Annotated in this window: 13 protein-coding genes; 3 read left to right on the top strand and 10 right to left on the bottom strand. The window is 67.4% G+C overall.

Translation table 11 applies throughout. The features are described from left to right. Window positions 1-3: 3 nt before the first annotated feature. The 8 genes from ACLP4W_RS02895 to ACLP4W_RS02860 form a co-directional block, all read right to left on the bottom strand. Window positions 4-1290 (bottom strand): MinD/ParA family ATP-binding protein, encoded by a 1287-nt coding sequence (locus tag ACLP4W_RS02895; protein ID WP_442383945.1) that lies wholly within the window; start codon window positions 1288-1290, stop codon window positions 4-6. 45 nt (window positions 1291-1335) lie between these two features. Next, window positions 1336-2334, bottom strand: a complete 999-nt coding sequence (gene ccsB / locus ACLP4W_RS02890) for a c-type cytochrome biogenesis protein CcsB (RefSeq protein WP_442383943.1) — start codon at window positions 2332-2334, stop codon at window positions 1336-1338. Continuing rightward, window positions 2331-3932, bottom strand: coding sequence for a cytochrome c biogenesis protein ResB (locus ACLP4W_RS02885; protein WP_442383981.1), 1602 nt, complete (start codon window positions 3930-3932; stop codon window positions 2331-2333). Before ACLP4W_RS02885 ends, ccsB begins: the two co-directional genes overlap by 4 nt. 134 nt (window positions 3933-4066) lie before the next feature. After that, complete coding sequence (locus ACLP4W_RS02880) at window positions 4067-4855, bottom strand: cytochrome c biogenesis CcdA family protein (RefSeq protein WP_442383941.1); 789 nt, start codon at window positions 4853-4855, stop codon at window positions 4067-4069. Next, window positions 4852-5475: a TlpA disulfide reductase family protein gene (locus ACLP4W_RS02875; protein ID WP_442383939.1), complete on the bottom strand. Its 624-nt coding sequence runs from the start codon at window positions 5473-5475 to the stop codon at window positions 4852-4854. The genes ACLP4W_RS02880 and ACLP4W_RS02875 overlap by 4 nt, the downstream gene beginning before the upstream one ends. Before the next feature lie 2 nt (window positions 5476-5477). Further along, the gene (locus tag ACLP4W_RS02870) at window positions 5478-6086 is read right to left on the bottom strand and encodes a histidine phosphatase family protein (RefSeq protein WP_442383937.1); all 609 of its coding nucleotides are present in this window, start codon (window positions 6084-6086) and stop codon (window positions 5478-5480) included. Next, window positions 6086-7429 carry a glutamate-1-semialdehyde 2,1-aminomutase gene (hemL, locus tag ACLP4W_RS02865; protein WP_442383935.1) on the bottom strand — a complete coding sequence of 448 codons (1344 nt, stop codon included), beginning with the start codon at window positions 7427-7429 and terminating at the stop codon, window positions 6086-6088. Before hemL ends, ACLP4W_RS02870 begins: the two co-directional genes overlap by 1 nt. A gap of 83 nt (window positions 7430-7512) precedes the next feature. Beyond that, on the bottom strand, window positions 7513-8088 hold the full coding sequence (locus ACLP4W_RS02860) for a TetR/AcrR family transcriptional regulator (RefSeq protein WP_442383933.1): 576 nt from the start codon (window positions 8086-8088) through the stop codon (window positions 7513-7515). Window positions 8089-8244: 156 nt separating this feature from the next. Between ACLP4W_RS02860 and ACLP4W_RS02855 the strand changes: the two genes are divergently transcribed. From ACLP4W_RS02855 to ACLP4W_RS02845, 3 genes are read left to right on the top strand one after another with little or no spacing between them, the layout of a single operon-like run. Beyond that, window positions 8245-9369, top strand: a complete 1125-nt coding sequence (locus ACLP4W_RS02855; RefSeq protein ID WP_442383979.1) for a cytochrome P450 — start codon at window positions 8245-8247, stop codon at window positions 9367-9369. Between the two features lie 40 nt (window positions 9370-9409). Further along, window positions 9410-10285: a hypothetical protein gene (locus ACLP4W_RS02850; protein WP_442383931.1), complete on the top strand. Its 876-nt coding sequence runs from the start codon at window positions 9410-9412 to the stop codon at window positions 10283-10285. 32 nt (window positions 10286-10317) lie between these two features. Continuing rightward, window positions 10318-10713, top strand: coding sequence for a nitroreductase family deazaflavin-dependent oxidoreductase (locus ACLP4W_RS02845; RefSeq protein ID WP_442383929.1), 396 nt, complete (start codon window positions 10318-10320; stop codon window positions 10711-10713). A 4-nt stretch (window positions 10714-10717) separates the two neighbouring features. Here the strand turns inward: ACLP4W_RS02845 and ACLP4W_RS02840 are convergent, their stop codons facing one another. Together ACLP4W_RS02840 and ACLP4W_RS02835 are read right to left on the bottom strand one after the other, a co-directional pair. Then, window positions 10718-12088 carry an amino acid permease gene (locus ACLP4W_RS02840; RefSeq protein ID WP_442383927.1) on the bottom strand — a complete coding sequence of 457 codons (1371 nt, stop codon included), beginning with the start codon at window positions 12086-12088 and terminating at the stop codon, window positions 10718-10720. Between the two features lie 209 nt (window positions 12089-12297). Continuing rightward, entirely contained in the window at window positions 12298-13638 is a 1341-nt protein-coding gene (locus ACLP4W_RS02835) for an MFS transporter (protein ID WP_442383925.1), read from the bottom strand. Window positions 13639-13767: the final 129 nt, after the last annotated feature.

Genomic DNA, 13767 nt, shown 5'->3' with positions numbered 1-13767 from the left:
CCCTCAGACCAGGCCCGGGTTGCGCTGGTCGCCGGGGAACCCATTGGCGACGACGGCCGCCAGCTCGGTAAGCGCTTCGCGGGTCCCCTGTCGCAACCGGTCCAGACTGATCTCGGCGCCCTCTTCGAGATGAGGGTCGAATGGGACCAGCCGCACCGCGCGACAGCGGCGGGAGAAGTGATCGATCACCTTGTTCATGTCGACCTTGCCCGTCCTCGACCGCACCCCGTTGATGACCGCGATCGAATTGCGGACCAGCTGTTCGTGGCCGTGCGCGTCCAGCCAGTCCAGCGTCGCCGAAGCGCTGCGCGCGCCATCGATGGAGCAGGAACTGACCACGATCAGAACATCGGCCTTCTCCAGCACCGGCGACATCACCGAGTGCAGCAGCCCGGGGCCGCAGTCGGTGAGCACCAGGCCGTAGAACCGCTCCAGGATGTCCAGGGTGCGGCTGTAGTCGTCGGCGCCGAACGCCTCCGATACGGCCGGATCGCTTTCCGACGCGAGCACTTCGAGTCCGCTCGGGCCCTTCGAGGTGTAACGGCGGACATCGCTGTAGCGCTCGATGGTTCCGGCGTCATGCAGCAGCTGACGCACCGTCGCCGCCGTTTCCAGCGGGATCTTTTGGCTCAAAGTGCCGCGGTCGGGGTTGGCGTCCACGGCCACCACCCGGTCGCCGCGGATGGAGGCGAACGTGGACCCCAGCGTCGCGGTGACGGTGGTTTTGCCCACGCCACCCTTCAACGACAGCACCGCGACCCGGTAGCAACCCCGCAGCGGCCGGTTGACCTGGGCCACCAGGTTGTTGTAGCGGGCGGCCCGGGGGCTCTCCCCCAGGTTGATCAGGTGACCGGACAGCTCGTAGAGCATCCGGCGCCAGCCCTCCGATGGCGGCGGCTTGACCGGTCGCAGCAGCATGCCGGTGGACAGTTCCGGGTAGGGCGTGTGCGGCAGGTACTCGGGGCGATACGGGGCTGCCGGGGCTTCTGCGGGAGGCGCCTCGCCCGGGCCGTTGTAATAGGCCCCGAATGCCGTCGGGTCGACCCGCGGGATGCCGGTGACCGGTGTGGGATCCCAGGGCGGCATCCGCGCGGGCGCGGATGCCATGGGCGGTGCCGTCTCTCGCCTCTCCGACCCGGGGACCCGGCGCTCGGTGCGGAATCCGGCGAAGGCGCGGGTCGGCGCCTCGGCGCCCGATTCTGCCGGCGGTTCGGCGGGACGCTGCTGAGGAGGCATCTGTGTGGTCGGTTGTTCGGGCGCCCCCACGCCCGTCGTTGGATGTTCGGACACGTGCACTCCCCCTTCTTGTGTGTTACTCGGGTCGCCTGCTAATTGTCAGCCCACGCCCGCATAGGAATGCAGGCCCACAGTCACCAGATTAACGAAGAACAAATTGAAGACCATGGCCACGAACCCCGCGACGTTGATCCAGGCCGCCTTCCTGTCCCGCCATCCCGCGGTCGACCTGGCGTGCAGATATGCGGCGTATACCACCCACGCGACAAAAGAAACCGTCTCCTTGGGATCCCAGCCCCAATACCTGCCCCAGGCTTGTTCGGCCCAGATGGCACCGAAGATCACCCCGAAACCGAACACCGGGAACGCGAAGATCGTGGTGCGGTAGGCGATGCGGTCCAGCGTCTGCGCGTCGGGTAGCCGCCGCACCACACGGGCCAGCGCGCTCTCAGCGCCCTCGGCGGTGTTTTCCGCGTGGGGGTTTCCCAGCCGCGACGTGCGCAGCAGGAACAGGATGCTGGCGATGCCGGCGACCAGGAACACCCCGGAACCCAGGCTGACCACCGACACATGGATGGGCAGCCAGTACGACTGCAGCGCGGGCATCACCGGGGCGGCGTTGGTGTAGAGCCAGCGGCCAGAAATGGCGAGCAGGATCAGCACCGGCACCAGCAGGAAAACCCACAGCGGGCGGTACTGCGGGCGACGCAACACGATCGCGCCCGCGACCAGCCCAGAAAAGCAGGTCAGGTTGATGAACTCGTACATGTTGCCCCAGGGCACCCGCACGGTGGCCAGGCCGCGCAGCACGATGCACGCCAGCAGTAACCCGATGCCGAGGTAGACCACGGCCAGCCCGGCCCGCCCGACGCGCTCGACGAACGGCCGCTCGGCAATGTCCTCGACGATGCCTGGGACGGTGCTGTCGGCGGCCACCGACCCGGCCAGCACCTGCGCGCGTTGATCGGCGTGGCGGCCGCCGACGTAAGCCAGCTCGAAGGCCAGCAGCAGCAACGCGACTACCAGGGCCACCACGGCCGACGTGAACGCCCAGTCCGAGTAGCGCGCCAGGCCGATGTTGACGTGCAGGGTATTCATTTGACGTCCACCTGAGAACTCCTTCTGGACGCTGGGGGCGGCATGCCGGTTTGAGCCCGGTCAGCGGCGTCGGGCTCGGCGAGTCCGGCCAATAACTGCCCGGTCAACCGCTCGAACTCGTCGCCCCAACCGGAGTTGTCGGTGCGCGCCAGGCCGCCCACTTCAACGTTCACCGTATCGGCCGCCGGAGTAAGCCTGACCCACACCCGGCGGCGGCGCACCACCAGCGACACGAGCAGTCCGGCCATCATCGTGATCGCGAAAACCAGCACCCAGCTCTGGCCCGGGTCGTGGGACACCTGCAGGTTGACGAATGGTACCGCCCCGTCGAAGCGGACGATGGTGCCGGCCGCCGGGCCCTGGTCGAGCCGGACCTCTTGGCCGGCACGCAGGTTGACCCGCTTCTCCCTGGTCAGCCGGCCCTGCTCAATCAGCCGCGGGTCCAGCGTGAACAGCGACTGGGGCCGCCCGCTGTCCAGGCCGGTGTCGCCGCGGTAGACGTCGATGGCCACCGCCGGGGCGTTGAGCGCCGGGAACCGTGACGAGAGCAGGGTGCCGTCCAGCTGCTCGGTCGGTGCCAACAGGCCCTGGATCGCGATCTCGTGTTTGCGGCGCTCGGCGGGGTTGGGATAGCTGCCGGCCGGCGGGTCGACACGGACCACACCCGACGAGAGCAGGGTCTGCGGGTTGTCGGGCCGCCATTGCACGGTCGACGTGCGCGTCTGCCCGTCCGGAAACGTCACGGTGAAGGTGGGCGCGTAGCCGTGGCCCTGCAGGTATACCCGGTCGCCGCCGACCCGCAGCGGGTGGTTGACCTCCAGCAGGTATTGCCGCCAGCTGTTGGTCGTCAGGTCGCGGCCGGCCTGGTAGTCGATATCCGCGGCGAACGAGGTGGCCTGCCCCGACGGCAGGTAGTGCGCCTGAAAGTCGTTGACCCGTATACAAACCGGGTGCAGCGACGTGCCGTCGACGGTGTTGCCGGCGCGGAACGAATCGAACGCGGCCGGCGATGCCGAGCAGAAGCCGGGGCCGCCGTCAGCGATCACGATGACGTTGCCCTCGTAGCCGAACAGCTTGCCGACGGCCACCGAGACCAGCAAGCCCAGCAACGAGAAGTGAAAGGCCAGGTTGCCGAATTCGCGCAGGTAACCCTTCTCCGCGGACACCTCCACTGCTTCGGGGACGCTGCTGTCCGGGTGGCGGATGGCCGTGCGCCAGCCGCGCAGCCGCCTGGTAATGGTGTTCGCGAGGGTGTTCAGCTCATCGGGGCCGGCGGGGAGCTGCGCGCTGGCGTGCTTGGGCAACCGGGCCAGGTTGCGCGGGGCGGCCACCGGGGTGGCGCGCAGGCTGCGGGCGTGATCGATCATCCGCGGGGTCAGGCAGCCGACGAGGGACACGAAAAGCAGCACGTAGATAGCGGTGAACCAGAAGCTGGAGAACACGTTGAAGGCCTGCACCGCGTTTAGCCACGGGCCGATCAGCGGATGGGCTCTCAGGTAGTCGTCGACCTTGCCGGCGTTGAGGCTGCGCTGCGGCAGCAGCGCACCGGGTATCGCACCGAGCGCGAGCAAGGACAACAGCACCAACGCGGTGCCCATCGAGGTCAGCGCGCGCCAGGTGTTGCGGGCCTTGGACACGAGCCCTGCCACCACTAACGCGAGCAGACGCAGAATCGCACCAAAACGCGGTGTTTTGGGCGATTCTGCGTCTGCTCGCGCGTCCCCTGGCGCACTCAAATCGGCAACCTCACGTCGGACACGAACGCGTCGCGCAGCCAGGAGATGAAGTCATTCCATACGCCGGTGACCAGCAGGGCGCCGACCGCGATCAGCAACGCGCCGCCGAAGATTTGGATGGCCCTGGTGTGCCGACGCAGCCAGCCCAGGCCCGCCACCGCACCCGCCGAGCCGAACGCCAGCAACACGAACGGGATGCCCAGCCCCAAGCAGTAGGCGATCACCAGCACGACTCCGCGTGCGACGTTCGCGCCTTCGGTGGCCGAGGCGACGGTGATCACCCCCGTCAGCGTCGGCCCCAGGCACGGCGTCCACCCGAGCGCGAACACCGCGCCGAGCACCGGCGCCCCCGCGACCGTGGTCAACTGCTGCGGACTGAACCGGGCCTGGCGCTGCAGGGCCGGGATGAGGCCCACGAACACCAGGCCCATCCCGATGGTCAGCACCCCCCCGATCCGCTGCAGCAGCAACTGGTTGGTGATCAGCGTGGTGGTCATGCCGAGGACGGCGACGGTGCCGAGCACGAACACCGTGGTAAACCCGGCGACGAACAGCGCCGCCGATCCCGCGACCCGCCACCTGGCGCCCGGCGGGGCTTTGATCGCGCCCGGCTCGGGCTGCGCCTCTCCCTCAGTGACCCCAACCAGGGCGGCCAGGTACGACAGATAGCCGGGTACCAGCGGCACCACACACGGTGAGGCGAACGACACCAGCCCGGCCAACAGGCACACGCCCAGCGCCACCAGCAGCGGCCCGGCGGCGGCGATCTGCGCGAAGCCGGTCATCTCGGTGAATCCAGCCGCCCCGGCGCGGCCTGGCCCGCCGCAGATTCTTGGGCTACCCGCTGCACCACGGGCTGCAGATCCTGAGCCAGCAGTTCGCGCAGAAACACCGCCGCGACCCGGTGCTGGCGGTCCAGCACCAGCGTGGACGGGATGACGGTGGTGGGGTACTTGCCGCCGAACGCGATCAGGGTGCGCATCGCCGGGTCGTAGATGGACGGGAAGGTCACGTGGCGGTCATCGACGAAATCGAGGGCCGCCTGGCGGTTGTTGTCGCGGACATCGATGCCGAGGAAGGACACCCCGGACGCCCGGGTGGCGTCGTACACCTGCTGCAGTTGGCTGACCTCCGCCCGGCATGGCCCGCACCACTGCCCCCAGACGTTGATCACGACGACCTGGCCGGCGAAATCGTCCAGCGAAGGCGTGTGCGCCGGATCCGCCAGGTCCGGCCCGGACAGCGGGCCCGGGCGGCCGCGGCTCGCGGGCGGGTCGTAGTAGATGTCGGTCTTGCCGCCGGGGGAGACGAACTCGAAGGTGCCGCCCTGGGCTACCGCATCGCGACCGGAACAGCCGACCAGCAGGGTCGCCAACATTACCCCGGCCATTGCCAGCCGCCACATGGTCAAGCGTCCGCCGGTTGGAAGTACTCGACGCCGACCAAACGGTCGCCGTCGTAGACCAGAGTGGTCACAGAGGCGAGCCCGCATTCCCGTCGCCGCGGGTCGTGCCAGAGGCGCCTGCCGGTCAGGTGCAGCCGCAGCGTCCATACCGGCAGCTGGTGGCTGACGCACACCACCTCGTGGCCCGCGCCGCGGGCTCGCGCCTTGTCCGCCGCCGTCGCCATCCGGTCCGCGATCTCGACGTAGGGCTCGCCCCACGACGGGGTGAACGGATTGCGCAGCTGCCACCAGAACCGCGGGTCGCGCCACGCGCCGTCGCCGGGGCCGACGCGCCGGCCCTGAAAGTAGTTTTCCGATTCGATCAGGTCGGGGTCGGTGTCCACCGACAGGTCGTGCTTTGCGGCGATGGGCGCGGCGGTTTCCTGGGCGCGCTCCAGCGGGGAAACGATGACGGCGACGATGTCGCGGTCGGCCAGCGCGTCGGCGACCGCATCCGCCTGCGCCCTGCCCTTCTCGGAGAGGTGGAATCCGGGCAGCCGCCCGTAGAGGACGCCGGTGGGGTTGTGCACCTCACCGTGTCGCACCACGTGGACCCGGGTTTGCCCAGTCATCAGGATTCCCCCTGCCGGGCCGCTGCGGCTGCCGCCGCGGGCAGTGCGCTGGCGATCCGGTCGAACGCGGTGTCGTCCAGCGCCGTCGAGACGAACCACGCCTCGAAGGCGCTGCACGGCGGGTAGACGCCCGCATCGAGCAGGGCGTGGAAGAACGGTGGATAACGGCGGGTCGCGCTCGCCCGCGCGGACGCGAAGTCGGTCACCGGCGTTTCGGAGAAGAACACGCTGAGCATATTGCCGGCCCGCGGAATCTGATGTGGCACACCGGCTTTCGTCAGCACCTCTGATAGCAGGCCGGCCAGGCGGTCGGCGTTGGCGTCCAGCGTGGCGTAGACCGCGTCGTCGGCGGCGTGCAGCGTCGCCAGGCCGGCGGCCACCGCCACCGGGTTACCCGACAAAGTGCCGGCCTGATACACCGGCCCCAGCGGCGCCAGCCGCTCCATCACCTCGGCGCGCCCGCCGAACGCGGCCGCCGGCAATCCGCCGCTCATCACCTTGCCGAAGGTGAACAGGTCGGCTGCGACCGGATCGATTCCGTACCAACCACTTCGGCTGACCCGGAAACCGGTCATCACCTCGTCGATGATCAGCAGCGCGCCGTGCTCGGCGGTGATCGCGCGCAGCGCCGCGTTGTAGCCGGGCGCCGGGGGGACGACCCCCATGTTGCCGGGGCTGGCTTCGGTGATCACCGCGGCGATCTGGTCGCCGAATCGGGCGAATGTCTGGTGCACGGCGGCGATGTCGTTGTAGGGCAACACAATCGTGTCGGCCGCCGCCGCCCCGGTCACCCCGGGCGAAGACGGCAGACCCAGCGTCGCCACCCCCGAACCCGCGTCGGCGAGCAACGCGTCCACGTGGCCGTGGTAGCAGCCGGAGAACTTGACGATCTTGGCCCTACCGGTGAACCCGCGGGCCAATCGGACCGCGCTCATCGTTGCCTCGGTGCCGGAATTCACCAGCCGTATCCGCTCGACGGGCGCCACCCGCCCGATGATCTCGGCGGCCAGCCGGCTTTCCGTCGGCGTCGGCGCCCCGAAGGACAAGCCTGAGGCGGCGGCCTTGGCGACGGCGTCGACAACGGCCGGGTGGGCGTGGCCCAGGATCATCGGCCCCCAAGAGCAGACCAGATCCACATACCGGTTGCCGTCGGCGTCGGTGAGCCAGCATCCGCGCGCCCCGGTGATGAACCGCGGAGTGCCACCTACCGCGGTAAAGGCGCGCACCGGGGAGTTCACCCCGCCGGGAATGACCGTGCAGGCGTCCTCGAACAGCCGCGCCGACGCCGCTGTAGCCCTTGTAGCGGCCCCGGCGTGCGCGGTCGCCCGGTCAGTACTGCCCATGACGACTAGTGTTCCAGCCGCAGCGGCCCGCTCAACTACAGGGTGTAAGAGAACACCCGCCATGGACCGGTGGTCGTAGTTGATCAGTGGTTGTGCGTGGCGTTGATCACCGCGTCGACGACGTGACGGATGCGCACGGCTGCTTGATCGGGGTCGGGCTGGCCGGCGTCCAGCCAGGCGATGACGGCGTCCGTGGTGAGCGTCGGCAGTAATTCCGCCGCCCAGCTGCGCCATCGGTCGTCGGGGATGTCGGCGAGATTACGGTGGGCAATCTCGGTCGCCGTCGATCGAAAGGTGTCGATGACGTCCAGGAATTCGGGTTCGCGCGGGGCATAGCGGAACAGCAGCCGAAATGCGGCCGGGTCGGCCGACGCGGCTCGTAGCAGTGCCGGGATGCTGGTGTCGTCGAAGGTGTCTGTCCCGACAACCTCGCGTAGCCGGGCAGCGGCGGATTCGAGTACCGCCCGGTAGAGGTCGGCCTTCGAGGCAAAATGCCGGTAGAGAATCACCGGCGTGACGCCGGCCTCGGCGGCGATGACATCCAGTCCGGTGTTCGCGAATCCTGCGCGGGCGAACGCGCGAGTGGCAGCACCAAGAATCTGTTCACGGCGTTGGGCGCGCGGCATCCGCCGCGTCGGCGCAGCTTTCGCAGTCGTCACCCGCGACCCCTTCTTGTCAAAGGTGCATTTTACAAATACCATTGTATATGCCGTCTAATACAAGTAGGCCTATACTTGGAGGGCGTGGTGCCGACATCAACGCAGTTGCCGCAATTGCCCTTCCGACAGACGCATCCACTCGAAGTCCCACTCGCACTGCGTGAGCTGCGGTCGCGCGGTGCAATCCATCGCGTTCGCACCCCGGTGGGTCACGAAGCCTGGCTAGTCACCAGCTACACCCACGTACGCGAACTGCTCGATGACGACCGGCTGGGCCGGTCACACCCGCGACCCGCGGCCGCGGCGCGCAGTGGGGAATCAGCGCTGTTCGGGGGCCCGCTGGGCGATTTCGACACCGAAGCGGTCGATCACGCCCAGATGCGGGCCCTGCTGCAACCGCACTTCGCACCCAAACATCTGCGGACCCTGATAGCCAATGTGGAGGCACTGACGGCGGGGTTGCTGGACGACCTGGACGCGGGAGGACCGCCCGCTGACCTGCACGCGAAATTGGCCCTGCCGTTACCGATTCTGGTGATCTGCGAGCTGCTTGGAGTGCCTTACTCCGACCGCGACCAGTTCCGTACCTGGACAACGGATGCCGCCAACGTGTGCGATCACGTTCGCTCCGAGCGCGGACTGGCTGAGCTGTACCGCTACGGCATCGAGTTGATCAAGCACAAACGCACCCATCCCGGCGACGATGTGATATCACGGCTGTGTGCGACCGACGGGGTCTCCGACGAGGAGGCCGCCGCCAGCTCCATGCACCTGTTGTTCGCCGGACATGAGACCACCGTGGTGCAGATCGGATTGGACGCACTACTGCTGCTGACCAATCCACCCATTTGGCAAGAGCTTTCGGAAAACCCGGCCCTGATTCCCAACGCGATCGAGGAGCTGTTCCGGGCATCGACGCGAGGCGGTACCGGCATCGCCGGCATTCCGCGCTATGCGCGCACGGACGTCGAGATCGATGGCGTCATGATCCGCGCCGGAGACCTGGTACTGCTGGATATCGGATCCGCCAATCACGATCCGGCGGTCTTCATCGACCCGGACGCCGTGGATCTCGGCCGCAAACAATCACCCCACCTCACCTTCGGATACGGGGCGCGCTATTGCATCGGCGCACCCTTGGCGAGAATCGAGCTCAAAACGGTATTCGCCCAACTGATTCCACGATTCCCATCCATGCAGCTGACGGTTGATCCGGCAACACTGGCGGTGCGCCGTGATGTGCTGGCCGGCGGACTCGACGAACTGCCCGTGGCATGGTGAAGCACAAGCCAAATGAGTCGCCATCATCGACAATCGAGTTGTGACAGGGCAGACGGCCGCCGCCGTCGCGCTCGACAAGGTCGGCGCGGTCCGCGACGATCCGAGCGCGCGGCTCGCACTGATGCGGGCCTCCTACCGGGTCCCATCCCGCGTCGACCGTGGCTATCTGCCCTTCCGCCAGGCCGCGTCGGCGTTCATGGGATGGCAACTGCACCGAGGACTCCTCAACCCAGTCGGTTCGCCTACCCCGGGGAGCCCATGGTGGCGAGCGATCAACGAACGCCTCCTCTACGACGGCTGCGAAGCCCGCGCCCTGGCCTTCGGCAGTCCAGGATCACCAAGTTCTGCCACGGCCGCCGCCTGGCTGGAGTTCATCCGTCGGCCAACCGCACGGAGCTGGTACCGGGCGCACAACATGAGCGTGGTCAGCGCATACCTCGAACACCAGCACCTCGCCTCCGGCGAATCCCGCGTCGAACGCTTCTTCATCAACCTGGTGTTGATGCGGGTTCTCTACGCTCACGCGTTGGTCGCCGCGCCCCGGCTGGCGCTGGGCCGGTTGGCCTTCGCGGGCCGACCACTCGGTGACCCGCGATTGGGCATGACCGGGATATTCCTGTCGCTGTCGCGGGTGCTTCCCGACCGCTACCCGCTCGGCGATGACCTCATGCCCTACCTGCGGGCTGAACATGGAATAGGGCACCTGCTCGATGTCGGGGTCGTTCAACCTCGGCTCGAGCGCCTCTACGACTGGTCGGCGAGCGAACTGGGCCTTCCCGATCTGCGACAGCTACTTTGCGGTGAAATCCCTTGTTACGCGTGGCCTTCAGACGAGGAGCAGCCGTGGCGCCCGACGCCGTCTCGGGGAGCTCGGCTGGCACGCGCGCTGCTGCCCGCGCCGCGCCGCACGGGTTGATGTCGGCCGGTGCCTGCGAGTTGAATGGTGGTATGCAACTTCCTCAACGGCTCGCTCGATTCAACCGGCACGTCACCAACCCCATCCAGCGGATGTGGGCCGGCAGGGCCCCAACGTTCGGCATCGTCGAGCATGTCGGCCGGCGCTCCGGAAAGGCCTACCGCACGCCGGTGACCGTGTTCAGCGCCGAGGTCGACGGCAAGCCCGCCGTGGCGATCCTGCTGACCTACGGCCCCGACCGAGACTGGCTGAAGAACCTGACCGCCGCCGGAGGCGGGCGGATGCGCCGTTACGGCAAGAGTTTCGGCATCGCAGACCCGCGAGTGGTTTCCCGGGCCGAGGCGGCGCCGCACGTCGCGCGCGGGTGGCGACCGGTTTTCGCGCGGATGCCGTTCGAGCAGGCGGTGTTGTTCACCAAAACGGGCTGAATACCTATCCCTCCGAAGGGATTTCGCGCCCAACACCGATCCGGCCGCGGGCCCGGGCGATAACGTACATCGTGATCACCACCGCCCAGGACAGCAGGCTGAGCCAGAGCTGACTGCGTGCCGTGCGGTCGAACGCCATCTGCACCAGCACGGCGGTGATTCCGGCGAGTGTGAGGATCGAGAGCACCGGGAAGAACCACATCTTCACCCGCAGCTTTTCCTCGGGCGTCCTGCGGCGCAGGATGATTTGCGACAGCGCGATCAGCCAGTAGACAAACAAGATGATGGCGCCCGACGAATTGAGCAAAAAGAGAAACACCGTGCCGGGCGCGACCCACGCCATGATGACGCAGCCGAAGCCGATCGTCGACGAGCACAAGATGGCGATATGCGGGACGCCGCGCCGACTGAGCTTGATCAGCCGCGCCGGCGCCTCGCCCCGGTCGGCGAGCACGAACAGCATGCGCGACGCCGTGTACAGGCCGGAGTTCAGGCAGGACAGCACCGCCGTGAGCACCACCGCATTCATGACCTGATCCGCACCGCGAAGGCCCATGTGCTTGAGCGCGGCGACGTACGGCGAGGCACCCAGCTCTATCGAATTCCAGGGCAGGATCACCACGAGCAGAAACACCGACCCGACGAAGAAGATCCCGATGCGCGCGACCACCGATCGCGTCGCTCGCTGGACGGCGAGTTCCGGGTCCTGACTTTCGGCGGCGGCGACGGTGACGATTTCGGCGCCCACCATGGAGAAGATCACCACCACAATGGCGGCGAAGACCGCCCCGACGCCTTTTGGGAAGAACCCGCCGTGCGAAGTGAGGTTGGAGAAATCCGTGTGATGGCCCGGCAGGAATCCGAGTGCGAAAACCGTGCCGACGATGAGAAAGATCACGATCGTCGCGACTTTGATTCCCGCGAACCAGAATTCGAATTCGCCGAAGGATGACACCGAGAACAGGTTCGTCGCGGTCATCAGCACCATCAGGCCCAGCGACAGTAGCCACAGCGGCGCGTGGAACCAGTAGTTGAGGACTTTTCCGCCGGCGACGGCCTCGAACCCGACCACGATCACCCAGAAGTACCAATACAGCCAGGCGACGGAAAACCCCGCCCAGTCGCCCAGGGCGTTTGCCGCGTAATCGGCGAACGATCCGGTCGACGGGTTGGCGGCGGCCATTTCGCCCAGCATCCGCATCACCAGAACGATTAGCAGACCGCAGAGGGCGTAGGTCAGGAACGCGGCGGGTCCGGTGTCCTTGATCACCACGCCGGACCCGACGAACAGTCCGGCGCCGATCACACCGCCGAGAGCGATCATGCTGAGCTGCCGCTGCGATAGCCCCGGGCGCAGCTGCGAAGTGCTACCCACGACTCGCCATCTCCCGGACCCTTCCGGCGTTGCCCCACCACGTAGTGCTGGTGATTAACCACAGCACATCGGCGGGCGGGGCACCACCGGGCGGCAGGCTCGCGAGAGTCCGTCTCGCCGTCGAGCCTGCGGTGACGGCGCCCAGCCTGCGCACAGAGCGCCGGACGCGGCGAAACCACGCGCTCAGCGCAGGCTCGCCGCCGGCCGGCTCAAAGATGCAGGTCTTGCTCGCGGATCAGCGCCGTGGCGAACACGCTGATTACCGCCGTCGCAACCAGGTATCCGCACGCCAGCCACGGCGTTCCCCCAACGACCGCGATCAGTGCGGTCAGGATCATCGGGGTGACACCGGAGGCGTAGATACCCGAGAACTGGTAGACGAACGACAAACCGGTGTAGCGGGTGCCGGTGGGATACAGCGCCGAATACAGCGTGCCCTGCGCGCCGTAGAACAGCGCGTGCACGACGCCGAACACAATGATCATCGCCAGCCCGAACCAGACCAGATTCTTGGTGCCGAACAAGGCGAATGCGGGAAAGGCCACAACACCATAGCACGCCACACCGGCCAGATATACCCGCCGCGCGCCGAAGCGGTCGGTCAAAGCTCCCGACACGGGCAGCAGCACCGCCATCAGCAGCGCGGCGATGGTCACCACGACCAGAACCGACACCTTGTTGAAACCCAATGCGCCGGTGGCATAACTGATCGCGAAAACACCCCAGGTGTTGAACGCCGAACCCTCGGCCCAGCGTGACAGCAGTCCCAGCACGGTGTTGCGCCGGGAACGGGGTTCGCGCACGATCTCGCGAAGCGGCACGGTGGACCTCGCCTCGAGGTCGCGAAGCTCGAGGAAGGCCGGTGTTTCCTCGACCCGCAACCGCACCACGACGCCGATCGCGACCAGCACCAGGCTCAGCAGGAACCCGATCCGCCAGCCGAAAGCGAGAAACCGGGCCTGGCCCAGGGCGACTTGCAAGAACGCGAATATGCCGGTGCCCAGTGCCAATCCGAGCGCCAAGCCGATCTGCGGGATCGCACCGAAACGGCCGCGCCGGTCTGCGGGGCCGTGCTCGACGGCGAGCAGCACCGCGCCCGCCCACTCGCCGCCAAGGGCGAAACCCTGCAGGATGCGCAGCACCAACAGCAGCACCGGCGCCCAGACCCCGATCTGCGCGGCGGTCGGCAGCACCCCGATCAACGCGGTGGCGGCGCCCATGATCAGCATCGTCAACGCCAGGCTGCGCTTGCGGCCGATCCGGTCCCCGATGTGCCCGAATACCAGCCCACCAACCGGACGCATGACGAACCCGACGGCGAACGTGGCGAACGCCAGCAGCGTGCCCACCAGGGAACTGGCGTTGGGGAAGAACACCTTGTTGAACACCAGACCGGCCGCGGTGGCGTACAGGAAAAAGTCGTACCACTCCACCGTGGTGCCGAGCAGGCTCGCGGCAACCACCGTGCGCAGCCGCCGGCGACGCTGCTCATCGGATTCGTCGTAACCTCCCGGCGCCGCGATCGCCGCGTCGGGCAACGTCGTTGCCATGACTAGACCGAAGTTACGACGGCTTTCGGGCGTGATCTGATCCCTGAGCTGGACAGAGGGCTGTGAACCGGCTTAGATATGTAGTCAGAATTATTGGCGTGTCGCATTCACTGATTCGTCGATACCCGA

Origin of the sequence: Mycobacterium sp. (genome assembly GCF_052145595.1) — a bacterium.
GTDB lineage: Bacteria > Actinomycetota > Actinomycetes > Mycobacteriales > Mycobacteriaceae > Mycobacterium.
This window is presented reverse-complemented; position numbering and strand designations above follow the sequence as displayed.

Excerpts from the sequence above, each read along its gene's own strand:
- ccsB (WP_442383943.1), bottom strand. The coding sequence starts at position 2,334 with ATGAATACCCTGCACGTCAACATCGGCCTGGCGCGCTACTCGGACTGG.
- ACLP4W_RS02885 (WP_442383981.1), bottom strand. The coding sequence starts at position 3,932 with ATGGGCACCGCGTTGGTGCTGTTGTCCTTGCTCGCGCTCGGTGCGATA.
- ACLP4W_RS02880 (WP_442383941.1), bottom strand. The coding sequence starts at position 4,855 with ATGACCGGCTTCGCGCAGATCGCCGCCGCCGGGCCGCTGCTGGTGGCG.
- ACLP4W_RS02875 (WP_442383939.1), bottom strand. The coding sequence starts at position 5,475 with ATGTGGCGGCTGGCAATGGCCGGGGTAATGTTGGCGACCCTGCTGGTC.
- ACLP4W_RS02870 (WP_442383937.1), bottom strand. The coding sequence starts at position 6,086 with ATGACTGGGCAAACCCGGGTCCACGTGGTGCGACACGGTGAGGTGCAC.
- hemL (WP_442383935.1), bottom strand. The coding sequence starts at position 7,429 with ATGGGCAGTACTGACCGGGCGACCGCGCACGCCGGGGCCGCTACAAGG.
- ACLP4W_RS02845 (WP_442383929.1), top strand. The coding sequence starts at position 10,318 with ATGCAACTTCCTCAACGGCTCGCTCGATTCAACCGGCACGTCACCAAC.
- ACLP4W_RS02835 (WP_442383925.1), bottom strand. The coding sequence starts at position 13,638 with ATGGCAACGACGTTGCCCGACGCGGCGATCGCGGCGCCGGGAGGTTAC.